Here is a 26,718-nt window from a genome sequence, read left to right as displayed (position 1 = left end):
CCGCGCCTTCGGCGCGCCCCCTTGAACAACAAGGGGGCTTTCCACCCGATACGCTGCTGGGAATGCTGTTGGTAGGTGTCGACCTTGGTCGACACTGCCGGCCAGCGGCCGGCACTACCCCTTCTGCTGCCAGGCCGCCAACAGCGCGCGGCAATCGGCGAAATGCCAGTCGGCACGGCCGGGCCACGGGTTTTCCGGCAGGTTGACCAGCACGGTATGGGCGCCCGCGGCGCGGCCGCACTCCAGGTCGTAGGCGTGGTCGCCGACCATCACCGCCTCCCTCGCTGCAATGCCCCAGCGCCGCAGGTGCTGCTGCAGGCCATCCGGCGAGGGCTTGGGCACCGCTTCATCACGGCCGACGATGTCGGCATCATCGAACAGTTCCCCGACCCCGATCGCGTCCAGCGTCAGCTTCGCCAGCGCATGATCGTTGCGGGTCAGGATGCCCAGCCGGCAACCGTCGGCTGCCAGCGCACGCAGCAGCGTCACCGCACCCGGCGCCGGCAGCGCCTCCTCGGCCAGCACACGTTCGTGATCCAGCAGCCACTCACGCTTGGCCTGCGCCGGCGCATCCGGCAACGCTGCGATATGGTCCAGGATGTCCTCCTCGGCCGCGATCTGCAGCGCACGGCGGATCGCGGCGAAATCATGCACGGCGACGGTCAGCGTGCCATCCATGTCGAAGACCCAGTGCCGGATCGCGGACAACGCGTGCACTGCGCTGCCCGTCGCGATCATCACTGCCACCACTGCGGCATGCGACTGGCGTCGACACCGCCGGTCTCGAACACGGCCGTACGCGTGCCGCCAGCCTTGACCGGGAACTCGATGCTGATCGACTTGCCCTTGCGCGCCAGCTTCCACAACGCCTTCTGGTCGGTGATGAACAGGGCGATGGCTTCATCGGTCTTCGGGCGCCAGGCCGCCATCGACACCGGCTTGCCATCGTCCACGGTCACCTTCACCGTGCACTGCGGGCAGCGGAAATCGCCGGCCTGCAGCACCAGGTAAGCGTGCCGCTTCCACTCCGGGTGATCGCGGAACACCAGCTGCACCGGCTTGGCGCCGCTGCCATCCACGTCCACCCGTTCCTTGCTGTAGATCTGCGCCGAAACCTGGTTGCCCTTGTTGCCCACCGGGATCTGGTTGTACTGCCACAGCGCCTGCATGCGGCGCAGGTCGCGCGCGGCATCGCCCTTGGCCTTGACCTCGTCGAAGCCCGCGGCGATGCGCTCGGCGGCGGCGGTGTCCTTGTACTGGTCCAGCAGCGAGGCGCCATGCAGGCGCGCGCGTTCCCAGTCCTGCGCGGCCACGGCCATGTCGTACTGCTTGGCCACGTCCTCGGCCTTGGCTTCCTTCTGCGCCTGCACGGCGGCCGCGGCGGCTTCCTGCGCCTTGCGCTCTTCCTCGGGGTTGCTGCAGGCGGCCAGGGCCAGGGTGCAGGCGGTGAGCAGGATCAGTCGTTTCATGGCGGAGGTCCTATGCGAGTGCATCCCGATTCTATCGGCAGCGAAAAGCGGATACAGCAACGGCGGGTTTCCCCGCCGTAGCTGGTGAAGCAGTGACCGGTTGCCGGCCAGCGGCCGGCACCACCGGTTACTTGGCTTCAGCCTTGGCCAGCATGTCCTGGACCGAGGCCGTGGTGATCGGGTGGTAGCCCGGCTTGGCCTTCTCGAAGGCCTGCTTGGCCAGCTCCAGCCCCTTCGGGGTCTTCACCAGTTCGGCGTAGATCGGCAGGATCAGCTTGCGACGGCCGACGCGCTCGATGAACGCGGCAGCACCTTCATTGGCCTGCTCGTAGCCGCTGCGGATCGCCAGCGGGTACCAGCGCATGGCGATCTCACCATTCGGGGTGCCGGTGAAGTGGAACGCCTTGTCCAGCGTGGCCAGCTTGTCCAGCGGCTGGGTCGCACCCAGGCCGTCGATGAAGCGCACCCATTCCTGCGTGCTCCAGTCGGCGATGACCTGGCTGCTCGGCACGGTGCCGGCGCTGGCGAAGGCAATGCGCGCGGTATCGACGCTGCTGAAGTTGCGCGACTGCGCCTTGGCCGCGAACGCCGGAATGCCCGGCTCGTCCAGCCACGCCTTCAGTTCGGCCTCGGTCACTGCCGAGGGATTCTTCGGCAGCAGGTTCTTCTTCATGTACGCGACGAACTGGTCGGTGTTCGCGCTCTGGAAGGCATGGTCATCGAACCAGCCGCGCAGGAACGGATCGAAGGTCTCGCGGCCGAAGCGCTGCTCCAGGAATTCCAGGAACCACGAACCCTTGACGTAGGCGACCTGGCTGAGGGCTTCGTCGGGGTCACGCTCGTTCAGCGGCGGCAGCGCCAGCGCCTGGTCGGCCGGGCTCATGTCCTTCACTTCGGCCAGCAGGTCGGTCTGGTCGATCTGCTTCTCCATCTCGGCCATCTCCTTGCCGTACAGGGCTTCGGTGATGCGGCCCTGGACGTAGGTGGTGAAGCCTTCATTGAGCCAGATGTCCTTCCAGCTGGCGTTGGTCACCAGGTTGCCCGACCAGCTGTGCGCCAGTTCATGGGCGACCAGCGAGACCAGCGACTTGTCACCGACGATCACGGTCGGGGTGGCGAAGGTCAGGCGCGGATTCTCCATGCCGCCGAACGGGAACGACGGCGGCAGCACCAGCATGTCGTAGCGGCCCCAGCGGTATTCGCCGTACAGCTTCTCGGCGGCACCGATCATCTTCTCGGTGTCTTCGAATTCCTTGGCCGCCTTGTTGACCATGGTCGGCTCGGCCCAGACACCGGAGCGGCCGGAGATCGGCTCGAACACCAGGTCGCCGGCGGCGATGGCCAGCAGGTAGGACGGAATCGGCTGCGGCATCTTGAAGGTGTAGTCACCGTCACGCGCGGCCTTCGGATCGTTGTCGGCACTCATCAGCACCATCACGTCCGGGCGCGAGACCACGTGCGCGCTGTAGGTGAAACGCACGCTCGGGGTGTCCTGCAGCGGCACCCAGGAGCGGGCGTGGATGGCCTGCGACTGGCTGAACATGAAGGGCAGCTTCTTGCCTTCGGTCATCGACGGCGCCAGCCACTGCAGGCCCGAGGCGGTCGGTGCGGTGTGGTAGGTCACTTCCACCTTGGCCGGCTGTTCCGGGGTCTCGATGGTCAGCTTGCTGCCGAACACCTTGTCGACCGGGGCCAGCGCGAACTGCAGCGGGCTGCGCGCGCCATCGGCGGCGACGGCCTCGACCTTGGACACGGTCAGCTCGCGGGTGTCGAGCACCAGCTGCCTGGCGTCCTTCTGCTTCCATTCCAGGGTGTAGGTGGCGGTGCCGCCGATCTGCTTCTGGTCGAAGTCCAGCTTCAGATCCAGCGCGATGTCCTTGATGACGACCTTGTCCGGCTCGGCATACGAGCTTTCGTCGTGGCTGCGGTTCTCGGCGTTCACGGGGGCGGCGGGGGCCTTTGCGGCAGTCGGGGCGGCGGCGGGCGCGGCCGCCTCCTGGGAGCAGCCGGCGGCCAGGGCCACGGCCAGCGGAAGGAGCATCAGCGGATTACGCATGAATCGGGACCGTTACGGGGATCAAACCCCAATGGTACCTCCCTCCGGACGCGCAGGCGTTGCGCGGTGCGGGGTAATGCAGGCCGGGGCCGTTCCTGCGCCTCCGGCGCATGCCAACCAAGGTTGGCATCTACAGGTAGGTGCCAACCTTGGTTGGCATCTACAGGCAGGTGCCCACCTTGGTTGGCACGGATCCATCAACGCACGCGGCAGGCCCGTGCCGACCAAGGTCGGCACCTACCAGAGCGGATGACCGCAGCGGGCGAGTACCAACCAAGTTGGCACCCACCAGAGCAGGGCTTACAGCTTGTAGCCGGAGTGGATCGAGACGATGCCGCCGGTCAGGTTCTTGTAGTGGCAGCGCTCGAAGCCGGCCTGCCCCATCATCGCCTTCAGTTCGTCCTGCGGCGGGTGCTTGCGGATGCTCTCGGCCAGGTACTGGTAGCTGTCCGAATCGTTGGCGAACAGCTTGCCCAGCTTGGGCAGGATCTTGAACGAGTGGAAGTCGTAGATCGGCTTGAACCAGTCCGCGGTGACTTCGGAGAATTCCAGCACGCGGGCCTGGCCGCCCACCTTCAGCACGCGGTACATCTCGCGCAGGCCAGCGTCCTTGTCGGTCACGTTGCGCAGGCCGAAGGCAATGGTGACCAGATCGAAGCTGTTGTCCGGGAACGGCAGGGCTTCGGCGTTGCACTGCACGTAGTCCAGGCCGAGCACGAGGCCGCGGTTGGTCAGGCGGTCACGGCCGACCGACAGCATGCCGGCGTTGATGTCGCCCAGCACCACCGAGCCCTCGGCGCCGACGCGCTCCTTCAGCAGGGCGGCGATGTCGCCGGTGCCGCCGGCCAGGTCGAGCACGCGGTCGCCCGGCTTCACCTGCGCGGTGGCCACGTAGTAGCGCTTCCACGCCCGGTGCACGCCCAGGCTCATCAGGTCGTTCATCAGGTCGTAGTTGCGCGCGACCGAGGTGAAGACCTGGCCGACCAGCTTCTGCTTGTCCTTGGCGGCGACGTCGCGGAACCCGAAATGGGTGGTACCGGCTTTGTAGGGGGATTCGCTCATGGCCCCGATTATCGCACCGCCGGGGTCCAGCGGCACCCCCTGCCCGTATGATGGCGGGCCACGACTTACCGGAGCCCCGCATGATCACCACGCCCGACTACCAGGCCCTGCTGCAGACCGCCATCGCCGAAGCCCGCCAGGGCCTGGCCGAGGGCGGCGTGCCGATCGGCGCGGCGCTGTACCACAACGACGGCCGCCTGCTCGGCTGCGGCCACAACCGCCGCGTGCAGGAAGGCGACCCGTCGGTGCATGGGGAAACCGACGCCTTCCGCAAGGCCGGCCGCCAGCGCCGTTACCAGGACACCATCATGGTCACCACCCTGGCCCCGTGCTGGTACTGCTCGGGCCTGGTGCGCCAGTTCAACATCGGCACCGTGGTGGTGGGCGAATCGCGCACCTTCCAGGGCGGCATCGACTGGCTGCGCGAAAACGGCGTCAACGTGATCGACCTGGACAACCAGGAATGCGTGGACCTGCTGGGCGATTTCATCAGCCGTCATCCCGACATCTGGAACGAGGACATCGGCGAATGAGCCACGCGCGCTCGTCTCTGCAACACATTTAATGAACGCTTCAGCGCCGGTGCGCCCTTGTGCCGGCGGCCTTTGCGGGCATCGGCGTGACCGCGCGCACAGTCAGCCAGGTCACGCGCACACATTGCGGTAACACCCCACGCGGCTGACACGCCTACGGTGGGGTCACCGGGGCACCCTTTCCCCGGCGGAGCCAGCCATGTGCGCGCACGCCGTACGCCCTACGACAGACCCGATCCTCGATCCGATCCGCGAACGCTTGCAGCAGCAATATGCGCTGCACCGGCGCGGCGCGCCGTTCTGGACTGCCTATCAGCACATGCAACTGGAGCTGGTCCGCCGCCACCCGCTCGACCACGAACGCCTGTGCAATGCGATGGCCACTCTGGCCGAAGACCTCGGTGCGGTCGAACATGCGCAGTTGATCGGCCATGCCAACGCAGGCTCCACATCCCGCTGACGCGGCATGCACCGCCATATACGCCACACTCGGATGAACCCCCACTCCCTTTCCACTCAACCGAACTGGATTGTCATGCACGCTGAAGTCCCCACCATTCCTCCGGTCATCAACGTTGACGCCGAGCTTGACCACTGGCGCCGCCAACATGCCGAAGGCGCACTGCCGCACAACTCGTTCGGCTCGTACGTGCCGTGGATCAAGTTCGCCTGTGATTCGCTGATCACCCAGCCGCGCGCCAGCGAGGCCGAACGTGACGAGATGTTCCAGACCCAATACGCCCTGCAGATCATGCCGCGGCTGAGCGAAGCCCAGGCCCGTGAGTTCGTCGACCGTTGCTGGCAGCACGTCTACCAGAGCAGCCCGGTGCGCAGCCTGCAGGCGCCACGACTGCAGCGCATGCGCGCCTGACCGCCGCTGCACAACCCCTGCACGGGCCACTGCCGATCATCCTCGTCACCTGAGTGGGACGACGACGATGAAAGCACGCAACCTGTTCAATACGATCGCCAAGAAGGCCGCGGCCGCCACCGGCTCGCCGTGGACCTTCCTGGCTGCAGTAGCGATCGTGGTGATCTGGGGCATCAGTGGCCCGGTGTTCGGTTTCAACGACACCTGGCAGCTGGTGATCAACACCGGCACCACCATCATCACCTTCCTGATGGTGTTCCTGATCCAGCACACGCAGAACGCGGATACTGCCGCGATGCAGATCAAGCTGGACGAGCTGATCCGGGCGACGGCCGAAGCCAACAACGAACTGTTGGATCTGGAAGAACTGGATGAAGCGCGCCTGGAAGAGATCCGCGCCGAGTACGAGCAGATGGCGCGCGAAGCCGGCGATGCGCTGGCGCGCGTTCGCGCCTGCCATGCGGCGCGACGCGACGATGAAGCGGTATAGCAGGCCTCCGAATGACAATGCCGGCCAACGGCAGGCACTACCCTCGATCTCCAGGTAGGTGCCAACCTTGGTTGGCACAGGGCCAGCCGCCTGCGCTGACGCATCCGTGCCAACCAAGGTTGGCACCTACCAGAAGCACTGCTTACCCGCGCTCGTGCCAGCCGCCGCCCAGCACCTTGTACAGGGTGATGCGGTTGGCCTGCTGCGCCAGCTGCGCCTGCAGCTGGGTCTGCTGCGCGTTGTAGGCGGTACGCCGCGCGTCAAGCAGGGTGACAAAGCTGTCCAGCCCCGCGTCGTAGCGTGCCTGCGACAGGCGATTGGCCTGTTCGGCCGCTTCCACCAGGCGCTGCTGTGAACTCACCTGCTCATCCAGGCTGACATTCAACGCCAGCGCATCGGCCGTTTCGCGGAATCCCACCTGGATCGACTTCTCGTACTGCGCCAGTGCGATATCACGATCCGCGTTGGCGATGGCCAGGTTGGCGCGCAGCTTGCCGCCCTGGAAGATCGGCAGGGTGATCTTCGGCAGGAAGCTCCACACACGGGTGCCGCTGTCGAACAGGTTGGACAGTTCGCTGGAGCCGCTGCCGATGCTGCCGGTCAGCGAGATGCTCGGGAAGAACGCTGCGCGTGCCGCACCGATGTTGGCATTGGCGGCCAGCAGCTGGTGTTCGGCGGCCATGATGTCCGGGCGCTGCAGCAGCACGTCGCTGGGCAGGCCGGCCGGCGGCGGGGCCAGCGCCAGCAGCTGCGGTTCGATGCTGTCCGGCAGCAGTGCCGGATCGAGCTGGCCACCGGCCAGCAGCGCCAGTGCGTTGCGGTCCTGGGCCAGCTGGCCGCGCAGGCGCGCGGCATCGGTGCGTGCGGTCTCGACCAGGGTACGGGTCTGGGTCAGCTCCAGCGCCGAACTGCCGCCGCGTTCGTGGCGGGCCTCGGCCAGGCGCAGCGAATCCTCGTAGGTCTTCAGCGTGGCATCGGCGATCTTCAGCCGCTGCGCATCAGCCCCATAGGTCAGCCACGCGGTGGCGGTCTCGGCCACCAGGCTCAGCTGCGCGTTGCGGCGGTTGGCAGCCACGGCGAAGTACTGCTGCAGCGCCGCCTCGCTGAGGTTGCGCACGCGACCGAACAGGTCCAGCTCGAACTCGGCCACACCCACGCCCGCGCTGAACTGCTCGGTGACACCGGCATCGGTACCACGGCGGTCCATCTGGCCGGTCACGGCCACGCCGGGCACGCGATCGGCGCGCTGCACGCGGTACTGGCCACGCGCGCGCTCGACATTGAGCACGGCCACGCGCAGGTCGCGGTTGTTCTGCAGCGACTGCTCGATCACCTGCTGCAGGCGCGCATCGGTGAAGAAATCGCGCCAGCCGACGGCGGCGACATCGGCCACCTCGCCCTGCGCGGCCTCGGCCGGCCACTGCGCAGGAATCGCCGGAGCGACGGCGGTGTTCTTCGGCGCCAGGGTGGAGCAGCCGGCCAGCGCGAGCGTGGCGGCAATGGAGAGGAACAGGGATGCACTTTTCATGGGGATCACTTCCATCGGTACTGCCGGATGGCAGGAGGCAGTGCCGGCCAGCGGCCGGCACTACCGTTTCGATAACGCCAGCCTGAGGCCGGCATGACCGTTTCAGGTCACGTCGTGGATCTGCGCTTGAACACGCGCTGCACCACCACGAAGAACAGCGGCACGAAGAACACGCCGAGCACGGTGCCGACGATCATGCCGCCGAGCACGCCGGTGCCGATCGCCTGCTTGGCGCCGGAGCCGGCACCGGTGGAGATCGCCAGCGGTACCACGCCCATGCCGAAGGCCAGCGAGGTCATCACGATCGGGCGCAGGCGGTCGCGCACGGCGTGCATGATCGACTCGATCAGGCTGGCGCCCTTTTCCAGGTTTTCCTTGGCGAACTCGACGATCAGGATCGCGTTCTTGCTGGTCAGGCCCACCGTGGTCAGCATCGCCACCTGGAAGTAGATGTCGCGCTCCAGGCCCTTGAAGGTGTTGGCCAGCACCGCGCCGAGGATACCCAGCGGGGCCGCCAGCAGCACCGCGGTCGGTACGCTCCAGCTTTCATACATCGCGGCCAGGCACAGGAACACGATCATCAGCGACAGCGTGTACAGCAGCGGCGTCTGCGAGCCGGCCTGGCGTTCCTGGTAGGACATCGCCGTCCATTCGATGCCGAAACCCGCCGGCAGCTGCTTGGCCAGCTGTTCGATCTCGGCCATGGCATCACCGGAGGCGACACCCGGGGCCGGTTCGCCCTGGATTTCCATTGCCGACACACCGTTGTAGCGTTCCAGGCGCGGCGAACCGTAATCCCAGTGCTTGGTAGCGAAGGCGCTGAACGGCACCATCTCACCCTTGTCGTTCTTCACGGACCAGAGATCGAAGTCCTCCGGCACCATGCGGAACGCCTGGTCGGCCTGCACGAACACGCGCTTGACGCGGCCACGATCGACGAAGTCATCGATGTACGAGCTGCCCCACGCGGCCGCCAGCGTGCCGTTGATCTGGTCGATCGACAGCCCCAGCGAGGTCGCCTTGGCCGCGTCGATGTCGATGCGGAACTGCGGCGTGTCTTCCTGGCCGTTCGGGCGTACGTTGGCCAGCTTCTTGCTGCCTGCGGCCAGGCCGAGCAGCTGGTTGCGCGCGGCCACCAGTGCCTCGTGGCCCTGGCCGCTGTTGTCCTTCAGGAAGAAGGTGTAGCCCGAGGCGGTCCCCAGCTCCGGAATGGCCGGCGGCGGGAAGGCGAAGATGAAGGCATCCTTGATCTGGCCCAGGGCCGCCATCGCACGGCCGGTGATCGGCATCACGCCATTGTCGGCGTCACGCTCGCTCCAGTCCTTCAGCTTGACGAACGCCATGCCCGCGTTCTGGCCCATGCCGGCGAAGCTGAAGCCCTGCACGGAGAACACCGAGTCCACCGCATCCTTCTCGTTCTGCAAGAAGTGGTTTTCCAGTGCCGCGATCGATTCCAGCGTGCGTTCCTGGGTGGCACCGACCGGCGCCTGCACCAGCGCCATCAGCACACCCTGGTCTTCGTTGGGCAGGAACGAGCTGGGCAGGCGCACGAACAGCACGCCCATCAGCACGAACAGCGCCGCCACGATGCCCATGAAGCGCCACGGACGGTGGATGATGCCGCGCACGCCGCGCTGGTAGCTTTCGCTGGTGCGGTCGAAGCCACGGTTGAAGCCATTGAAGAAGCGACCGGCCAGGCCACGGTGGGCGACGTGGTGCTCACCCTTCTTCAGCGGCTTGAGCATGGTCGCGCACAGTGCCGGGGTCAGCACGATCGCCACCAGCACCGACAACGCCATCGCAGAGACAATCGTGGCCGAGAACTGGCGATAGATCACGCCGGTGGAGCCGCTCATGAAGGCCATCGGCACGAACACCGCCGACAGCACCAGGCCGATACCCACCAGCGCACCGGTGATCTGGCCCATCGACTTGCGGGTTGCTTCGAGCGGCGACAGCCCTTCCTCGGACATGATGCGCTCGACGTTCTCCACCACCACGATGGCATCGTCCACCAGCAGGCCGATCGCCAGCACCATCGCGAACATGGTCAGCATGTTCACCGAGAAGCCCAGCATCGCCAGCACGCCGAAGGTACCCAGCAGCACCACCGGCACGGCGATGGTCGGGATCAGGGTGGCGCGGAAGTTCTGCAGGAACAGGTACATCACCACGAACACCAGCACGATCGCTTCGATCAGGGTCTGCACCACGCCCTTGATCGACACGCGCACGAACGGGGTGGTGTCGTACGGGATCTCGGCCTTCAGGCCGGCCGGGAAGAAGCCCTTCATGTCTTCCAGCGCGGCATCCACACCGGCCGCGGTATCCAGCGCGTTGGCGCCGGTGGCCAGGGTGACCGCCAGGCCACTGGCCGGCTGGCCGTTGTAGCGGGTGACGAAGTCGTACGACTCGGCACCCAGCTCGACGCGGGCGACATCACCCAGGCGCAGCTCGGCACCGTCCTGCGCACCGCGCACGATGATGTTTCGGAACTGTTCCGGGGTCTGCAGGCGCGACTGCGCGTTGATGGTGGCGTTGAGCTGCTGGCCCTTCACCGACGGCGCACCGCCGAGCTGGCCGATCGCCACCTGGGCGTTCTGCGCCTTGATCGCGGCGGTCACTTCCGGCACCGACAGGCCATAGGTATGCAGCTTGTTCGGGTCCAGCCAGATGCGCATGGCGTACTTGCCACCGAACACCTGGATGTTGCCCACGCCCGGCACGCGGCTCAGGCGGTCGACGACATTGGAACCGACGTAGTCGGCGATGTCGTTGGCGTCCATGCTGCCGTTCTCGGACACGAACGCGATGACGTTCAGGAAGCCCGAGCTGGACTTGGCCACGTTGATGCCCTGCCGCTGCACTTCCTGCGGCAGCAGCGGCATGGCCAGCTGCAGCTTGTTCTGCACCTGCACCTGGGCGATATCCGGGTTGGTGCCGCTCTCGAAGGTCAGGGTGATGGTGGCCTGGCCGTTGGACGAGCTGTTGGAGGAGAAGTAGATCAGGCCATCAAGGCCCTTCATGTTCTGCTCGATGATCTGCGTCACCGAGTCCTCGACCACCTTGGCCGATGCACCCGGGTAGGTGGCACTGATTTCCACCGCCGGCGGTGCGACGTTGGGGTACATCGAGACCGGCAGCTTGAACAGCGCCAGGCCGCCGGCGAGCATGATGATGATGGCGATCACCCACGCAAAGATGGGTCGATCGATGAAAAAGCGTGCCATGGGGTTCTCCGCTTACTTCGCGTCGCCGGCCGGGGCGGCAGGCTGGGCGGCTGCCGCCGGCTTGGCCGGTGCGTCGCCCTTCTCGGTGGCCTTGACCGGCATGCCGGGGCCGATCTTCTGCAGGCCTTCGACGATGACCTTGTCACCGGCCTTCAGGCCGTCCTCGACCAGCCACTTGTCGCCGACCGTGCGGCTGACCTTGACCGGGCGCACTTCGACCTTGTTGTCCTTGCCGACCACCATCGCGGTGGTGTCGCCCTTCGGATCGCGCGCGATGCCCTGCATCGGCACCAGCACCGCGTCGCTGCGCACGCCGCCGCCGATCACCGCACGCACGTACATGCCCGGCATCAGCAGGCCGTCCGGGTTGTCCACCTTCACGCGCAGGCCGAAGCTGCCGGTGGTCGGATCAACGCTGACTTCGGAGAACTCCAGCGTGCCCTTGTGCTCGAAGGTGCTGCCGTCTTCCATCAGGATGCTGACCGGCAGGGTCTGGTTGTCCTGCAGGCGGCCGGCGGCCAGTTCGCGGCGCAGCTGCAGCAGCTCGGCCGAGGACTGGGTCAGGTCGACATAGATCGGGTCCAGCTGCTGCACGGTGGCCAGTGCGTTGGCCTGGCCGGCGCTGACCAGCGCACCCTGGGTGACGCTGGACTTGCCGATGCGGCCGCTGATCGGCGCGGTGATGCGGGCGTAGCCCAGGGTGACGTTGGCCGCATCCAGCGAGGCCTTGGCGGCACCGACGTCGGCCTCGGCCTGCTTCTGCGCGGCGACGGCGTTCTCCAGGTCCTGCTGGCTGACCGCATCGACCTTGGCCAGCTCGGTGATGCGCTTGGCACTCAGGCGCGCGGCATTGGCGGTGGCTTCGGCGCGGGCCAGCTGGGCGCGGGCGTTGTTGGCCTGGGCCCGGTAGCTGGCATCGTCGAGCTGGTACAGCGGCTCGCCGGCCTTGACCATGCCGCCCTCGGTAAACAGGCGCTTGGCCACGATGCCATTGACCTGCGGGCGCACTTCGGCGACCAGGAAGGCATTGGTACGGCCCGGCAGTTCGCGGGTCAGGCCCACGGTCTCGGACTTCAGCGTGACCACGGTGACGTCACCCGGGCCCTGCTCGGGGGCCTGGGGTTGGCCGCCGCAGGCAGCCACGGTCGCGGCGATTGCCAGCGACAGTGCAAAGGGTCGGATTCGGCTCAGCAACATGACGGAAAGGCTCTTGGAGGAAGGAATCTCAGAGGGAGCTGATATCGATGGACGTTCCCCTTCCGGTGAAAGCCCGCAGATCGCGCCCACCCGGGTGGAGTGGGAGCCGGACCGGCCTGCCACGCACACGACGGGAATGATGGGTGCGAAATATACATACATGCTTGTTTGTTTGTAAACCGGTACAATTCAGCCACGTTTCACCCGCACTCGTACCCACACCCATGGCCCGCAAGACCAAAGAGGACACCCAGGCAACCCGGGAAGGCATCCTTGACGCCGCCGAAGCCTGCTTCCATGAACACGGCGTGGGGCCCGTACCACGCTGGAGATGATCGGTGCCCGCGCCGGCTACACCCGTGGCGCGGTCTACTGGCACTTCAAGAACAAGAGCGAGGTGCTGGCCGCCATCGTCGAGCGCGTGCACCTGCCCTTCATGCAGGAACTGGAGCGCACCTCCACCGACCAGCGCGACACCCCGGTGCACGACCTGCGCGCGGTGATGATCCACTCGTTCATCGAGCTGTCCGAGGACGAGCGCCTGCGCAAGACCATGGAGATCATGCTGCGCAGCGATGCGTCGGCGGACACCAGGGTGCTGACCGAAATGCAGCAGCCCGGATTCCGCGATGCGCTGGACCGGATGGAGCGTGCCCTGCGCCGCGCCCGCGATCTGGGCCAGCTGCGCGAGGGCGCCGACCCGAAAATCGCCGCGCGCATGCTGCACGCCACCGTGCTGGGCGTGCTGCACGGCGCGATGGTCGAACCGGACCTGATGGACCTCAAGCGCGACGGCATGCTCGCTCTGGACATGACCCTGGCCGCCTACGTGAAGGATGGCGTGTTCGTTCCCGGCACCGTCCCCGAGCCGCTGCCCGAGGCGTGAACGAGGCTGCTCCCATCACTGCGGCACCCCTGCAAGGGTAGATCGATGATCCTGGACAACGTGGTGTGGGGCTTCATCGGCTGCGGCAGCGTCACCGAGAAGAAGAGCGGTCCGGCGCTCGCCAGTACGCCCGGCTCGCGGGTGGCGGCGGTCATGCGCCGCAATGCCGCATTGGCCGAAGACTATGCACGCCGCCACGCGATTCCGCGCTGGTACGCGGACGCCGATGCACTCATCGCCGATCCGGAGGTGAACGCGGTCTACGTTGCAACACCGCCCTCCACGCACATGCACTACGCATTGCAGGCGATTGCTGCGGGCAAGCCGGTCTACATCGAAAAGCCGATGGCCATGGACCACGACGAGTGCCAGCGCATCATCGCGGCCAGCGCCCGCAGCGGCGTGCCCGTGTTCGTGGCCTACTACCGCCGTGCCCTGCCCCGCTTCGCACAGGTGAAGCAGCTGCTGGACGACGGCGCGATCGGCACAGTGCGCGGCGTGCGCGCCACCCTGCACCGGCCGCATTCAGTGGATGTCGCATCGCCTGACTTCTGGCGGACCAACCCCGCGATCGCCGGCGGCGGGCTGTTCGTCGACCTGGGCTCGCATACCCTGGACCTGCTCGACCATCTGCTGGGGCCGCTGAGCGATGTGCGTGGCCTGGCCAGCTCGTTGACCGGCGCCTACGCCGCCGAGGACAGCGTCTCGATGTGCTTCCGCACCGGGACGGGGACACACGGCATCGCGCAATGGAGCTTCTGCGCGTTCCGCCGCCAGGATCAGATCGAGATCACCGGCGACCGTGGGCAGCTGCGCTTTGCCACCTTCGAGGACGTTCCGGTGGAGCTGGAAACCGAAGCGGGCGTGCAGGCCTTCGACATCCCGAACCCGTCGTCGATCCAGCAGCCGTTGATCGCCTCCCTCGTGGACGAACTGCGCGGCAACGGGCACTCGCCCTCGAACGGCATCAGCGCCGCCCGCACCAGTGCAGTGATCGACCAGGTGCTGCGGGACTACCGCACCCGGCAATCGCACTGACCGCACAGGAAAAAGGCCACCTTGCGGCGGCCTTTTCTGTTGCAGTGAGCGGGGTCAGCGCCCTCGCCACGGCGAGGGATCCGACCCCGCCGGGCATTACAGGATGTAGCGGCTCAGGTCCGGGTCCTGCACCAGCTCACCCAGGTGCTTGTCAACGTAGGCGCTGTCGATGGCCAGGGTTTCGCCGTCGCGGTCCGGTGCCTCGTAGCTGAGCGTATCCAGCAGGCGCTCCAGCACCGTATGCAGGCGACGCGCGCCGATGTTTTCCTGGCGCTCGTTCACCTGGAAAGCGATCTCGGCCAGACGATCAATGGCATCGGCAGTGAAGCTGACCTTGACGCCTTCGGTGGCCAGCAGTGCTTCGTACTGCTTGGTCAGCGCGGCCTTCGGTTCGGTCAGGATGCGCACGAAATCGTTCTTGCTCAGCGCACCCAGCTCCACGCGGATCGGGAAGCGGCCCTGCAACTCCGGAATCAGGTCGCTGGGCTTGGCCAGGTGGAACGCGCCCGACGCGATGAACAGGATGTGGTCGGTCTTGATCGTGCCGTACTTGGTGGACACGTTGGAGCCTTCCACCAGCGGCAGCAGGTCGCGCTGCACGCCTTCGCGCGACACGTCACCACCACCCACGTTGTCGCCACGCTTGGCGACCTTGTCGATCTCGTCGATGAAGACGATGCCGTGCTGCTCGCAGGCCTCGATCGCGGCGGTGCGGATGTCGTCCTCGTTGACCAGCTTGCCCGCTTCTTCCTCGATCAGCAGCGGGCGCGCGGCCTTGATGGTCAGCGTGCGCTTGTGCGCCTTGGCGCCGCCGCCGAGGTTGGCGAACATCGACTTCAGCTGCTGGCCCATTTCCTCCATGCCCGGCGGGGTCATGATGTCCATGCTGACGTTGGCGGCCAGGTCGAGTTCGATCTCGCGCTCGTCCAGCTCACCGTTGCGCAGCATCTTGCGGAACTTGATGCGGGTCTCGTTGTCCTGCGCCGACGGCTCGTTGCGGGCGACTTCCGGATCGAAGCCGATGCCACCGCTGCGGCGCGGCAGCAGCGCATCCAGGATGCGGTCTTCGGCACGCTCTTCGGCCTGGGTGCGTACGCGCACCTTGGCCTGTTCGCGATAGAGCTTGACCGCGGTATCGGCCAGGTCGCGGATGATCTGCTCGACGTCCTTGCCGACGTAGCCGACTTCGGTGAAGCGGGTGGCTTCGACCTTCACGAACGGCGCGTTGGCCAGCGTGGCCAGGCGACGCGCGATCTCGGTCTTGCCGACGCCGGTCGGGCCGATCATCAGGATGTTCTTCGGCATCACTTCATTGCGCAGCTCGGGCACCAGCTGCATGCGGCGCCAGCGGTTGCGCAGGGCGATGGCCACGGCGCGCTTGGCGTCGTGCTGGCCGACGATGTGCCGGTCCAGTTCCTGCACGATCTCGCGCGGGGTCATGGTGGCGGAGGAAACTTCGATCTTCGACATGGATGTGCTCACGGATTCTTTGTCGGTAGTGCCGGCCGCTGGCCGGCAACCAGGCACGCGTGCGGGGGATCATGAGGTTGCCGGCCAGCGCCCGACGCTACCCTCACAGCTCCTCGACCACCACGTTGCGGTTGGTGTAGATGCAGATGTCGCCGGCGATGCCGATCGCTTCACTGGCGATGGTGCGCGCATCCAGTTCGGTGTGCGCCATCAAGGCGCGTGCGGCCGACAGTGCATACGAACCACCCGAGCCGATGGCGATGATGCCGTCCTCCGGTTCGATCACATCGCCGGTGCCGCTGATGATCAGCGAGGTTTCCTTGTCGGCCACCGCCAACAGGGCTTCCAGCTTGCCGAGGCGGCGCTCGGTGCGCCAATCCTTGGCCAGTTCGACCGCAGCACGCTGCAGCTGGCCATGCTTTTCCAGCTTGGCCTCGAACAGCTCGAACAGGGTGAAGGCATCGGCGGCGGCACCGGCGAAGCCGGCCAGCACCTGGCCATCACGGCCGAGGCGGCGCACCTTGCGCGCGTTGCCCTTCATCACGGTGTGGCCCAGCGTGACCTGGCCGTCGCCGGCAATGGCCACGTGCTCGCCGCGACGGACGCAGACGATGGTGGTGGCGTGGAAAACGTTGGGGTTCTGACTGGGGTCCATGATGCCTCCGGGGTGACAGAACCAGAGGTGGGGACTGCGCTGCGCCCTTCAAGCCACCCGCGACCGGCTGCCGCAGGGGCAACGTTCAGCTTTCTCCGCTGCCCTCGTTGCTGCGTCGACGCTTCGCGCGCGGATGCGCGGCGTCGTAGACCTTGGCCAGGTGCTGGAAATCGAGGTGGGTATAGATCTGCGTGGTGGCGATGTCGGCGTGGCCCAGCAGCTCCTGCACACCGCGCAGGTCGCCGGACGATTCCAGGATGTGGCTGGCGAAACTGTGCCGCAGCATGTGCGGGTGCACGTGCTTGAACAGGCCCTGGCGCTGCGCCAGCTGGCGGATGCGGATCTGCACCGCGCGCTGGCTGATCGGCCCGTTGCGGCCGGGGAACACCGGCGAGGCCGGGCCGCCGCCACTTTCCGCGCGCCACGCCTGCAGCGCTTCGCGCGCCGGCCGGCCGAACGGCACCCGGCGCTGGCGGTTGCCCTTGCCCAGCACGTTCACCAACCCGCTGTCGAAATCCAGATCGCGCCAGGTCAGCGCGCAGACTTCGCTCAGGCGCAGGCCAGAGGAATAGAACAGTTCCAGCAACGCGCGGTCACGGCGGCCGAGCTCACCCTCCGGCTCCAGCTCGACCAGCTGCACCGCCTCATCGGCGTCGAGGACCTGTGGCAAGCGGCGCGGTGCGCGCGGTGCCTTCAGCGTCGCTGCCGGGCTGACCTCGATGCGCCCGTGCTTGAGCAGCCAGGCATAGAAGCTTCGGCAGGCCGACAGGCGCCTCTGCAGGCTCTTGGCCGACAGGCCACGGCGGTGCTCATCGGCAACGAACTGGCGCACCGCCTCGGCATCCAGTGCCTCCACCGCCACGCCACGCGGCTCGGCCCAGGCCGACAGCGCGTCCAGGTCGCGGCGGTAGGCGTCGAGCGTATGCGCCGACATCCGCCGCTCCACCTGCAGGTGCTGCAGGAAGGCCTGTACCGCGCTCATCGTCGTCGCAACCTGCTCAGCCCGGGAAGCGCTTCAGGCCAGTGACCAGCGCGTCACCCATCATGCGCAGGAACAACGTCCCCATGCCCGGGTAGAAGCGGTTCGGGTCGTGGCTGCCGACCGCGATCAGGCCCACGCCCGGTAGCGGCAGCAGCGCGGTGGTCTGCACTTCCTCGCTGCGCACGCCGTACAGCACGGCATTCTTTTCCGGCTGCAGGCGGCCGCAGATCGGCTCGCCATCGTTCAGGCAATCGCGGAACGGGCCCAGCTGCGGATCATCCGCGGCAATCACCTGCAGCCAGTCGGCCTGTTCCAGCCCGGCCACTGGCGTGTGCACCACCAGCCGCACCAGGTCGCCGGCGAAGTCTTCCTGCAGCGAGGCGGCCATCGCGCGCAGGGTGTCAGCCGCGTTGTCCTGCTTCATCAGCGCCAGGGTCAGCTGGTGCGTGCGCACCGCCAGGCGCTCATTGACCTGGGCGGTCGCGCCCAGATCGGCCAACCGTCGTGCCAGCTCGCGGTTCTTCTCGCGCAGCACTTCCAGCTGGTAGCTGGCCAGCGACGCGGTCGGGCCGTCGTCACGCGGCACCACCAGGGTCAGGGCCAGGTCCGGGAACTGCTTGAGGAAGCCGGGATGACGCCGCAACCAGGCAGCGACTTCATGGGCCCCGAGCTTGTCGACGGTTTCGGTCATGCCATCCACTCCCCTTCAAAGACGAATGCGGTCGGGCCCGCCATCACCACCGGCTGGCCATCGCCCGGCCACTGGATGCGCAGGTCGCCACCGGGCAGGCTGATGCGGGCATCGCGCTGCAGGCGGCCGCGCTGCATCAGGGTCACCGCGGCGGCACAGGCACCACTGCCGCAGGCCAGGGTCTCGCCGACACCGCGCTCGAACACGCGCAGGCGGGCGTGGGCCGGGCTCATCACCTGGGCGAAGCCCACGTTCACCGAGCGCGGGAACGACGCATGCTGCTGCAGCAGCGCACCGACGCGCTCGACCGGTGCAGCATCGACCAGGCCCACTTCGATCACCGCATGCGGGTTGCCCATCGACACCGCGGCGAAGCGTACGCTCTCGCCCTGCAGCGGCAGCAGGTATTCCTCGCGCGCGTGCGCAAAGCCCATCAGCGGCACGTTGGCCGGCTCGAAGGCGGGCACGCCCATCGTCACCGCAAACTGCCCTTCGCCCAGCACCTTCACTTCATGGCTGGCCAGCGGGCTGTCGATGACGAATGCATCGCCCTGCGCACTGCCCTCGCGCACCAGCCAGGCGGCGATGCAGCGCGCGCCGTTGCCGCACTGCTCGGAATTGGAGCCGTCGGCATTCCAGATGCGGTACGAGGCCACCGAACCGTCCGCACGCGGTGCCTCGATGGTCAGGATCTGGTCGCAGCCAACGCCGGTGTGGCGGTCGGCCAGGCGCGCGGCCAGCTCGGGCGTGGGCGGTGCGGTGCCGTCACGCAGGTCGATCACTACGAAATCATTGCCCGCGCCATGCATCTTGCTGAAACGCAGGGCCTTGGAACCGGCCTTACTCATTCCCGCTGCCCGCCTTCTTCGCGGGCGTGGGCGCCGGCTGGGTGGCCGGTGCGGCCGGCTCCACGGTCGTGGCCGGGGTGCCGCTGCCCTGGGTCTGCGGCGCAGTCGCCTCGGTGGCGGGCTCGGCAGCGGGTTCGACAGTTTCTTCCACCGGCACCGGCTTCTGCGGCAGTACCAGCGGGCCCTTGTTGCCGCAGGCGGCGAGGAGCAGCAGCGAGGCCGCTGCCAGCGGAATCAGGATGGCGTTTCGATGGGGGATCTTCATGCCCCGAGTATAGCCATTGGCGGCTGAGCGGTTGGTGCAGGGAATCGGGTTGCCGGCCAGCGGCCGGCACTACCGCCGGCGCTCAATCCGCGGGCGGTGGTGGCAGCGGCCGCGTCCACAGCCAGATTGCGACCACGGTCATGCTGCCGATCGAGAACCACTTCACCCAGGCGATCGGCACGCACCACAGCATGATGCCGGCGCATACCGCCATGGTGATCGTGGCCATCCACTTGCCGTAGCGGCTGACCGCCCCGTGTGCCTGCCAGTTGGCGATGGCCGGGCCGAAACGCGGATGCTGCAGCAGCCAGGTATGCAGGCGCTCCGAACCGCGCGAGGCGGCCCAGGCCGAGATCAGGATGAATACGGTGGTCGGCAGCCCCGGAACGAAGATGCCGACGATGCCGGTGCCCAGGCTGACGTACGCCAGCAGCCACCATGCCCAGCGGAAACGCACCACGCGCGGCGGCGTGGCGCTATCGCGGGGTGCAGATGGCTCGGGCAGGCTCATGGCCGCAAGGATACCGGTTCGGGGTGCCAGGCAGCGCCCGGCGCCCCTTCGCCGTTACGGCTGGGCGATGCCCAGCTGCTGCAGCACGAACGCGTACGACTCGGACAGTTCACGGTAGCGCTGGAAGCGCCCCGACTTGCCGCCGTGGCCAGCTTCCATGTTGGTGCGGAACAGGATCGGGTAGTGGCCGGTGTTGTCGTCACGCAGCTTGGCCACCCATTTGGCGGGCTCCCAGTACTGCACCTGCGAATCCCACAGGCCGGTACCCACGTACAGCGCCGGGTACGCCTGCTGCTTCACGTTGTCATAGGGCGAGTAGGACAGCATGTAGTCGTAATACGGCTTCTGCTCCGGGTTGCCCCACTCGTCGTATTCGTTGGTGGTCAACGGAATGGTCGGGTCGAGCATGGTGGTGACCACGTCGACGAACGGCACCTGCGCCACCATCACCCGGTAATCCTGCGGCGCCTGGTTGGCCACCGCGCCCATCAGCAGGCCGCCGGCGCTGCCACCGGACGCGGCCACGCGATCCTTCGCCGCCCAGCCCTGTGCTACCAGGCCACGGGTGACGTCGATGAAGTCGTTGAAGGTGTTCTGCTTGTGCAGCAGCTTGCCGTTCTCGTACCAGTCGCGCCCCATCTCCTGGCCGCCACGGATGTGGGCGATGGCATACACCACGCCACGATCAAGCAGGCTGACCGCGGTCTGGTTGAAGTACGGATCCATCGACATGCCGTAGCTGCCGTAGGCGTACTGGAACAGCGCGCCCTTGCCGTCCTTCTGGTAGCCCTTGCGGTAGACCAGCGACACCGGCACCTTCACGCCATCGCGCGCGGTGATCCAGACGCGGTTGGTCTCGTACTTCGAGGCGTCATAGCCGACCACCGGCTGCACCTTCAGCTGGCGACGCTCGCCGGTGGCGGTGTTCAGCTCGAACACGGTGGTCGGGGTGGTCATCGAGGTGTAGACGTAGCGCAGCCACGGCGTATCGGCCTCGGTGTTATCGCCCAGGCCCATCGAATAGGCCGGCTCGTCGGCCTTCACGTAGTCGCTGCGCCCGTCCTTGAACAGCAGGCGGATGCGCTCCAGGCCCTCGGACCGTTCGGCGATGGCGGTGTACGTGTCGAACAGTTCGAAGCCTTCGATGAACACCGCATCGTCATGCGCGATCCAGTCTTTCCATTGCGCGCGCGAGGTGGCATCGGTCGGTGCGGTGACCAGCTTGAAATTCTTCGCACCATCGTTGGTGCGGATCACCCAGCGGCCGTCATGGTGGTCGGCATCGTATTCGACGTCACGCTGGCGCGGCGCCAGCACGGTGAAGGTGGTCGGGTCGCTGGCCGGCGCATAGCGCTCTTCCGAGGACACGGTGCTGTGCACGCCGATGGTGATGAAGCGATCGTCGCGGGTGCGGCCGATGCCCATGTAGAAGCTGTCGTCCTTCTCTTCGTAGACGACGGTGTCGGCGCTGGCCGGGGTGCCCAGCACGTGCTTCTTCACGCGCACGGTCAGCAGCGTTTCCGGATCGTTCTCGACATACAGCACGGTGCGGTTGTCGTCGGCCCAGACCAGATCGCCGGAGCTGCCGGTGATCACATCGGGCAGCACCGTGCCGGTGGCCAGGTCCTTGAAGCGGATCGTGTACTGGCGGCGGCCGACGTCATCGTCGGCCCAGGCCAGCAGCTGGTTGTCCTGGCTGACTTCCATCGAACCGACGCTGAAGTAGCCCTTGCCGGCGGCCATCGCGTTGACGTCCAGCAGGACTTCCTCGGCCGCCTCCATGCTGCCCTTGCGGCGCGCGTGGATGGGGTAATCCTGGCCGGTCTCGAAGCGGCTGTAGTACCAGTAGCCGCGCTCGCGCGCCGGCACGCTGGAATCGTCCTGCTTGATGCGGCCGACGATCTCCTTGTACAGGGTGTCTTCCAGTGGCTTCAGCGGTGCCAGCAGCTGGTCGGCGTAGGCATTCTCTGCCTGCAGGTAGGCCAGCATGTCCTTGTTCTCGCGCTTGTCGTCGCGCAGCCAGTAATAGTCATCGTTGCGGGTCGCGCCGAACGGCGCCTTGACCACGTGCGGATGCTTGGCGGCATCCGGCGGAACGGGCGGCGTGGCGGCGGTAGCAGTCGTGGTCATCAGGCTGGCGAGCAACAGGCAGAGGGTGGACTTCATGAGATAAGGCTCCTGGCGCATCAATGCAATGGTCTTCGACGGGGTCAGATCCCTTTTCCCGAAAAGGGATCTGACCCCAATCGCGGCAATGCGGCAACCCTGCGGAACGTCATGGGTTGCGCCGGCCGGCGTACCATGGGCACATGAGCACCCCGCCCCACACGCCGGGCTACAGCCGGCGCAGCCATGAAATCGCTCCGTTCCACGTGATGTCCCTGCTGGCCCGCGCGCAGGCGCTGGAACAGGCAGGCCACGATGTGATCCACCTGGAAATCGGCGAACCGGACTTCACTACCGCCGAGCCCGTCGTGCGTGCCGGCCAGGCCGCACTGGCCGCCGGCCACACCCGCTACACCGCCGCGCGCGGCCTGCCGGCGCTGCGCCAGGCGATCAGCGGTTTCTACCGCAGCCACTATGGGCTGGATGTCGATCCCGAACGCATCCTGGTCACCCCGGGTGGGTCCGGTGCGCTGCTGCTGGCCAGCAGCCTGCTGGTCGATCCCGGCCGCCACTGGCTGCTGGCCGACCCCGGCTACCCCTGCAACCGCCACTTCCTGCGCCTCGTCGAGGGCGGCGCGCAGCTGGTGCCAGTCGGCCCGGACACCGCCTACCAGCTGACCCCTTCGCTGGTGGAACAGCACTGGAATGACGACAGCGTCGGCGCGCTGGTCGCCTCACCGGCCAATCCGACCGGCACCGTGCTGTCCGCCGACGAACTGGCGGCACTGTCGCAGGCCCTGCACGCGCGGGGCGGCCATCTGGTGGTGGACGAGATCTACCACGGTCTGACCTACGGCCTGGATGCGCCCAGCGTGCTGCAGGTGGACGACAGCGCGTTCGTGCTGAACAGTTTTTCCAAGTACTTCGGCATGACCGGCTGGCGGCTGGGCTGGCTGGTGGCACCGCCTGCAGCGGTACCGGACCTGGAAAAGCTGGCGCAGAACCTGTACATCAGCGCCTCCAGCATCGCCCAGCACGCCGCGCTCGCCTGCTTCAGCGAGGAATCAATGGCGATCTTCGAACAGCGCCGTGAAGCGTTCCGCCAACGCCGCGACTTCCTGCTGCCCGCGTTGCGTGAGCTCGGCTTCCGCATTGAAGTCGAGCCGCAGGGCGCGTTCTACCTGTACGCCGATGTCAGCGCGTTCACCGACGACGCGCAGGCGTTCTGCGCGCACTTCCTGGAAACCGAGCACGTGGCGTTCACCCCGGGCCTGGATTTCGGCTTCCATCGCGCCAACCAGCATGTGCGGCTGGCGTATACCCAGCAAATACCGCGGTTGCAGGAGGCGGTGGCGCGGATCGCGCGCGGGTTGAAGCGTTGGCAGGGATCACGTTGAGGGTAGTGCCGGCCGCTGGCCGGCAAGCCGGGAATGCCTGAATGATGCGGTTGCCGGCCAGCGGCCGGCACTACCGGTAAAGAAAAACGCCGCCCTGGGGCGGCGTTTTCCGTTCTGCTTACTTGCCGCCCAACCGCTCCCACAGGAAGCTGTAGGCCAGCGCGGACATATGCGCGGCCTGTGCATTGTTGGCTGCGCCGCCGTGGCCCCCTTCGATGTTCTCGTAGTAGGTCACGTCCTTGCCGGCGTCGATCATCTTCGCCGCCATCTTGCGGGCGTGGCCCGGGTGCACGCGGTCATCGCGGGTGGAGGTCGTGAACAGCACCGGCGGGTAGTTCTTCTTCGCGTTGAACAGGTGGTACGGCGAGAAGGTCTTGATGAATTCCCAGTCGCTGGTATCCGGGTTGCCGTACTCGGCCATCCACGAGGCGCCCGCCAACAGGTGGCTGTAGCGCTTCATGTCCAGCAGCGGCACCTGCACCACCACCGCACCGAACAGCTCCGGGTACTGGGTCAGCATGTTGCCGGTCAGCAGGCCACCGTTGCTGCCGCCCTGCACGCCCAGGTGCTTGGCGCTGGTGATCTTGCGCTTGACCAGGTCCCGCGCCACCGCGGCCATGTCTTCATAGGCCTTGTGACGGTTCTGCTTCAGCGCCGCCTGGTGCCAGCGCGGGCCGTACTCGCCGCCGCCGCGGATGTTGGCGACCACGTACACGCCGCCCTTCTCCAGCCAGGCGCGACCCATGCCACCGGAATAGCTCGGGGTCAGCGAGATCTCGAAACCACCGTAGCCATACAGCAGGGTCGGGTTGGAGCCATCGAGCTTCATCGCCCTGTCGTGCACCACGAAATACGGCACGCGGGTGCCGTCCTTGCTGGTGGCGAAGTGCTGCTCGATCACCTTGCCCTTGGCATCGAAGAAGGCCGGCATGGTCTTCAGCGTTTCCGGTGCCTGGCCGATCTCGGCCAGGGCCAGCGTGGTCGGCGTCAGGTAATCGGTGGCGGTCAGCCACACCGCGTCGCTGTCATTGCTGTCCACCGCAGCCACGCCCAGCGTGCCAAAGGCCGGGGCGCCGACGAAGCGGCTGGTCTGCCAGCCGTCGGCGCCCGGGGTCAGCACCGACAGGCGGTTCTTGACGTCGTCCAGCACATTCAGCACCAGGTGGCTCTTGGTCCAGCTGGCACTGGCCAGCGAGGTGGTCGCGGTCGGGGTGAACAGCACGTCGAAGTCGCGCTTGCCGGCCAGGAAGTCGTCCAGCTTCGTCGCCAGCAGCGAACCGGACGCGTAGGTCTTGCCGCCCACGGTCCACGGATCGCGCAGTTCCAGGGTCAGCCACTGCTTGTGCAAACCCTTCTCGGCCGAGTTCGGCGCATCGATCTTGGTCAGCGTGCCGTCATCGCCACGCAGGTAGAGCTCGTTGTTGTAGAACGCCAGGGTGCGGCTGACCAGGTTGCGTTCGAAGCCCGGGGTGTCATCGTGCATCGCCGCGATGTACATGTCCTCCGGCTTGCCTTCGTACACCACGGTGGCCGAGGCCATCGGCGTGCCGCGCTTCCACAGCTTGGCCACGCGCGGGTAGCCGGAGGTGGTCATCGAGCCGGCACCGAAGTCGGTGTAGACGAACACGGTGTCGCGATCGACCCAGTTGAGACCGCCCTTCGACTCCGGACGGAAGAAGCCGTCCTTGATCCAGGTCTTGTTGGCCAGGTCGAACTCACGGGTGACGTCGGCGTCGGCGCCGCCGCGCGACAGCGCGATCAGGCAGCGGCTGTAATCCGGGCGCAGGCAATCGGCGCCGTGCCAGACCCAGTTCTCGCCCTCGGCCTTGTTCAGTGCATCCAGGTCGAGCACGGTCTCCCACTGCGGCGAGGCCTTGCGGTACTCGGCCAGGGTGGTGCGGCGCCACAGGCCGCGCTCGTGCTGCTGGTCCTTCCAGAAGTTGTAGTAGTAATCGCCGATCTTCTGCACGCCGGGAATCTTGGCGTCGGAGTCGAGCACCTCGCGGATGCTGGTCTCCATCTGCTTGAAGGCCGGGGTCTGCGCCAGGCGCGCCTCGGACTTGGCATTCTGTTCCTTGACCCAGGACAGCGGCTTGTCGCCGGTGACATCCTCCAGCCAGGCGTAGCGATCGGCGTCTTCAGCAGCCACGGCGGTCCCCACCGAGGCAGCGGTCATCATGCCAGCCAGCAGGCAGGCGGAAGCGAGTCGAGACATTGCAGCTCCAGGCAGTCATAAGCTGTGGAACGCTAGCATGGATCGCTGCAGCCGCCCCCGTGTCGAAGGTCAGGCCGTGGCCGCCGGACCGCGCCGCCCGCGTGCGGCGGGAGCCGGTCGACGGCGCGCCTGTCCACCGGTACGCCGCGCCCGCCATCGCCATGACGGGTGCGGCAGCGGAAAGCGCAGCAGCGCCCACCAGGCCGCGAGCGGCATGCCCACCAGCCACATCGGCAGCCAGCCCAGCCATGCGCTGCTGCCACGCGCCGCCGGCCAGACCAGTACCAGCGCCAGCCCAGCCAGGGTCAGCTGCCGCACGCCGCGCAGCAGGCGCGGGTCGGCGCGTTCGGTGACGCGTTCAGTTGCAGGGCGACGGACGGAACGAGCGTTCATGGGGGCTTCTCCGGTAGACAATGCAACACAGCTTGGGCAAGCCCCTTCTCACAGGATGCGACACCATTGACGGATCGCGTGCACACAGTCGACCATGCGCGTGCAAGCCCACTGGAGCCCGCTCCCGCATGACTTCGATCCGCCCGTTCTGCGCCGTGCTGCTGGCTCTGTCCCTGGCAGGTCCTGCCATGGCCGCCAGTGAGCCGCCGTCGCCCCGCGCCAGCGCCCCCGACGCGGCCGACCCGGGGGCGCCGATCGACCTGAAGCGCTTCATGGGCACCTGGTATGTGATCGGCCGCGTGCCGAACTTCATCGAACGCGGGCATGTCGCCAGCGTCAACGAGTACGAGCTGCGCGACGAGCACAAGGTCGCCATCACCTACCGCTACCGTGATGGCTTCGGCGAACCACTGCAGGAAATTCGCGCACGTGCCAGCGTCGATCCGGACAGCGGCAACCATGGCTGGCGAACCTGGTTCTATCGCGTGGTGCCGACCCATTCGCGGGTACTGGAAGTGGCCCCGGACTATTCATGGGCACTGATCGGTTATCCGGGCCGCGAAATGGCCTGGATCTTCGCGCGCACGCCGGACATGGACAAAGCCCTGTACAAGGAGCTGGCCGAGCGCCTGCGCGACGAGTACGGCGTGAACACCGACAAGCTCAAGCGCGTGCCTCAGCATCCGGAACAGGTCGGCAAGCTGGGCTACGAAGTACCGAACGCGCGTTGACCGCACGTGGAATTGCCGGCCAGCGGCCGGCACTACCGTTTTTTTCCCGGCAATCGGGTAGAGCCGGCCGCTGGCCGGCTGCCGCCCGGCATTC

General features: G+C 66.9%; 24 protein-coding genes and 1 pseudogene. 8 read left to right on the top strand and 17 right to left on the bottom strand.

Annotated elements, in window-relative coordinates; translation table 11 throughout:
• Positions 1 to 114 precede the first annotated feature (114 nt).
• The 4 genes from VG556_RS16945 to ubiE all read right to left on the bottom strand — a co-directional run bounded on the left by VG556_RS16945 (position 115) and on the right by ubiE (position 4,587).
• Positions 115 to 738 carry an HAD family hydrolase gene (locus VG556_RS16945; protein ID WP_100450630.1) on the bottom strand — a complete coding sequence of 208 codons (624 nt, stop codon included), beginning with the start codon at positions 736 to 738 and terminating at the stop codon, positions 115 to 117.
• Entirely contained in the window at positions 738 to 1,469 is a 732-nt protein-coding gene (locus VG556_RS16940; RefSeq protein WP_008265071.1) for a hypothetical protein, read from the bottom strand. Before VG556_RS16940 ends, VG556_RS16945 begins: the two co-directional genes overlap by 1 nt.
• Positions 1,470 to 1,596: 127 nt before the next feature.
• Positions 1,597 to 3,525 carry a M1 family metallopeptidase gene (locus VG556_RS16935; RefSeq protein WP_100450631.1) on the bottom strand — a complete coding sequence of 643 codons (1,929 nt, stop codon included), beginning with the start codon at positions 3,523 to 3,525 and terminating at the stop codon, positions 1,597 to 1,599.
• A 300-nt stretch (positions 3,526 to 3,825) separates the two neighbouring features.
• Entirely contained in the window at positions 3,826 to 4,587 is a 762-nt protein-coding gene (gene ubiE / locus VG556_RS16930) for a bifunctional demethylmenaquinone methyltransferase/2-methoxy-6-polyprenyl-1,4-benzoquinol methylase UbiE (RefSeq protein ID WP_005411082.1), read from the bottom strand.
• Positions 4,588 to 4,667: 80 nt separating this feature from the next.
• Between ubiE and VG556_RS16925 the strand changes: the two genes are divergently transcribed.
• The 4 genes from VG556_RS16925 to VG556_RS16910 all read left to right on the top strand — a co-directional run bounded on the left by VG556_RS16925 (position 4,668) and on the right by VG556_RS16910 (position 6,481).
• The gene (locus VG556_RS16925) at positions 4,668 to 5,120 is read left to right on the top strand and encodes a nucleoside deaminase (protein ID WP_005419409.1); all 453 of its coding nucleotides are present in this window, start codon (positions 4,668 to 4,670) and stop codon (positions 5,118 to 5,120) included.
• A 199-nt stretch (positions 5,121 to 5,319) separates the two neighbouring features.
• On the top strand, positions 5,320 to 5,580 hold the full coding sequence (locus VG556_RS16920; RefSeq protein ID WP_014648454.1) for a hypothetical protein: 261 nt from the start codon (positions 5,320 to 5,322) through the stop codon (positions 5,578 to 5,580).
• Positions 5,581 to 5,655: 75 nt separating this feature from the next.
• Positions 5,656 to 5,991 carry a hypothetical protein gene (locus VG556_RS16915; RefSeq protein ID WP_005411085.1) on the top strand — a complete coding sequence of 112 codons (336 nt, stop codon included), beginning with the start codon at positions 5,656 to 5,658 and terminating at the stop codon, positions 5,989 to 5,991.
• 67 nt (positions 5,992 to 6,058) lie between these two features.
• Positions 6,059 to 6,481, top strand: coding sequence for a low affinity iron permease family protein (locus VG556_RS16910; RefSeq protein WP_032961193.1), 423 nt, complete (start codon positions 6,059 to 6,061; stop codon positions 6,479 to 6,481).
• 142 nt (positions 6,482 to 6,623) lie between these two features.
• Here the strand turns inward: VG556_RS16910 and smeF are convergent, their stop codons facing one another.
• From smeF to smeD, 3 genes are all read right to left on the bottom strand, one after another.
• Positions 6,624 to 8,024 (bottom strand): multidrug efflux RND transporter outer membrane subunit SmeF, encoded by a 1,401-nt coding sequence (smeF, locus tag VG556_RS16905; protein ID WP_115444190.1) that lies wholly within the window; start codon positions 8,022 to 8,024, stop codon positions 6,624 to 6,626.
• Positions 8,025 to 8,116: 92 nt separating this feature from the next.
• Positions 8,117 to 11,239 carry a multidrug efflux RND transporter permease subunit SmeE gene (gene smeE / locus VG556_RS16900; RefSeq protein WP_014648457.1) on the bottom strand — a complete coding sequence of 1,041 codons (3,123 nt, stop codon included), beginning with the start codon at positions 11,237 to 11,239 and terminating at the stop codon, positions 8,117 to 8,119.
• A gap of 12 nt (positions 11,240 to 11,251) precedes the next feature.
• Positions 11,252 to 12,436, bottom strand: coding sequence for a multidrug efflux RND transporter periplasmic adaptor subunit SmeD (smeD, locus tag VG556_RS16895; protein WP_014648458.1), 1,185 nt, complete (start codon positions 12,434 to 12,436; stop codon positions 11,252 to 11,254).
• 224 nt (positions 12,437 to 12,660) lie between these two features.
• Between smeD and smeT the strand changes: the two are divergent.
• Both smeT and VG556_RS16885 read left to right on the top strand, forming a co-directional pair.
• A pseudogene (smeT, locus tag VG556_RS16890) lies at positions 12,661 to 13,322 on the top strand (efflux transporter SmeDEF transcriptional repressor SmeT).
• 45 nt (positions 13,323 to 13,367) lie between these two features.
• The gene (locus VG556_RS16885) at positions 13,368 to 14,360 is read left to right on the top strand and encodes a Gfo/Idh/MocA family protein (RefSeq protein ID WP_423180034.1); all 993 of its coding nucleotides are present in this window, start codon (positions 13,368 to 13,370) and stop codon (positions 14,358 to 14,360) included.
• A 96-nt stretch (positions 14,361 to 14,456) separates the two neighbouring features.
• Here the strand turns inward: VG556_RS16885 and hslU are convergent, their stop codons facing one another.
• The 8 genes from hslU to VG556_RS16845 form a co-directional block, all read right to left on the bottom strand.
• On the bottom strand, positions 14,457 to 15,830 hold the full coding sequence (gene hslU / locus VG556_RS16880) for an ATP-dependent protease ATPase subunit HslU (RefSeq protein ID WP_100450634.1): 1,374 nt from the start codon (positions 15,828 to 15,830) through the stop codon (positions 14,457 to 14,459).
• 103 nt (positions 15,831 to 15,933) lie between these two features.
• Positions 15,934 to 16,485, bottom strand: a complete 552-nt coding sequence (gene hslV / locus VG556_RS16875; RefSeq protein WP_005411093.1) for an ATP-dependent protease subunit HslV — start codon at positions 16,483 to 16,485, stop codon at positions 15,934 to 15,936.
• Between the two features lie 85 nt (positions 16,486 to 16,570).
• The gene (gene xerC / locus VG556_RS16870) at positions 16,571 to 17,467 is read right to left on the bottom strand and encodes a tyrosine recombinase XerC (RefSeq protein WP_032961202.1); all 897 of its coding nucleotides are present in this window, start codon (positions 17,465 to 17,467) and stop codon (positions 16,571 to 16,573) included.
• A gap of 16 nt (positions 17,468 to 17,483) precedes the next feature.
• Positions 17,484 to 18,158, bottom strand: a complete 675-nt coding sequence (locus VG556_RS16865) for a DUF484 family protein (RefSeq protein ID WP_014648463.1) — start codon at positions 18,156 to 18,158, stop codon at positions 17,484 to 17,486.
• A complete protein-coding gene (dapF, locus tag VG556_RS16860) occupies positions 18,155 to 19,006 on the bottom strand; it encodes a diaminopimelate epimerase (protein WP_100450635.1) in 852 nt (283 codons plus the stop codon). The genes VG556_RS16865 and dapF overlap by 4 nt, the downstream gene beginning before the upstream one ends.
• The gene (gene lptM / locus VG556_RS16855) at positions 18,999 to 19,271 is read right to left on the bottom strand and encodes an LPS translocon maturation chaperone LptM (protein WP_014648465.1); all 273 of its coding nucleotides are present in this window, start codon (positions 19,269 to 19,271) and stop codon (positions 18,999 to 19,001) included. Before lptM ends, dapF begins: the two co-directional genes overlap by 8 nt.
• Before the next feature lie 82 nt (positions 19,272 to 19,353).
• Positions 19,354 to 19,782 (bottom strand): YbaN family protein, encoded by a 429-nt coding sequence (locus tag VG556_RS16850; protein ID WP_075076663.1) that lies wholly within the window; start codon positions 19,780 to 19,782, stop codon positions 19,354 to 19,356.
• Positions 19,783 to 19,836: 54 nt separating this feature from the next.
• Positions 19,837 to 21,948, bottom strand: coding sequence for a S9 family peptidase (locus VG556_RS16845; protein ID WP_100450636.1), 2,112 nt, complete (start codon positions 21,946 to 21,948; stop codon positions 19,837 to 19,839).
• Positions 21,949 to 22,091: 143 nt separating this feature from the next.
• On the opposite strand from VG556_RS16845, the gene VG556_RS16840 reads away from it, so the two are divergent.
• The gene (locus VG556_RS16840; protein WP_100450637.1) at positions 22,092 to 23,285 is read left to right on the top strand and encodes a pyridoxal phosphate-dependent aminotransferase; all 1,194 of its coding nucleotides are present in this window, start codon (positions 22,092 to 22,094) and stop codon (positions 23,283 to 23,285) included.
• 118 nt (positions 23,286 to 23,403) lie between these two features.
• Here the strand turns inward: VG556_RS16840 and VG556_RS16835 are convergent, their stop codons facing one another.
• Together VG556_RS16835 and VG556_RS16830 are read right to left on the bottom strand one after the other, a co-directional pair.
• The gene (locus VG556_RS16835; protein ID WP_100450638.1) at positions 23,404 to 25,500 is read right to left on the bottom strand and encodes a prolyl oligopeptidase family serine peptidase; all 2,097 of its coding nucleotides are present in this window, start codon (positions 25,498 to 25,500) and stop codon (positions 23,404 to 23,406) included.
• A gap of 69 nt (positions 25,501 to 25,569) precedes the next feature.
• Positions 25,570 to 25,893: a hypothetical protein gene (locus VG556_RS16830; RefSeq protein ID WP_100450639.1), complete on the bottom strand. Its 324-nt coding sequence runs from the start codon at positions 25,891 to 25,893 to the stop codon at positions 25,570 to 25,572.
• A gap of 128 nt (positions 25,894 to 26,021) precedes the next feature.
• Here VG556_RS16830 and VG556_RS16825 point away from each other — a divergent pair, with 128 nt between their 5' ends.
• Complete coding sequence (locus tag VG556_RS16825) at positions 26,022 to 26,624, top strand: lipocalin family protein (protein WP_100450640.1); 603 nt, start codon at positions 26,022 to 26,024, stop codon at positions 26,622 to 26,624.
• The last annotated feature ends 94 nt before the right edge of the window (positions 26,625 to 26,718 follow it).

Source organism: Stenotrophomonas sp. CASM106 (assembly GCF_049384825.1).
Taxonomy (GTDB): Bacteria; Pseudomonadota; Gammaproteobacteria; order Xanthomonadales; family Xanthomonadaceae; genus Stenotrophomonas; species Stenotrophomonas muris.
This window is presented reverse-complemented; position numbering and strand designations above follow the sequence as displayed.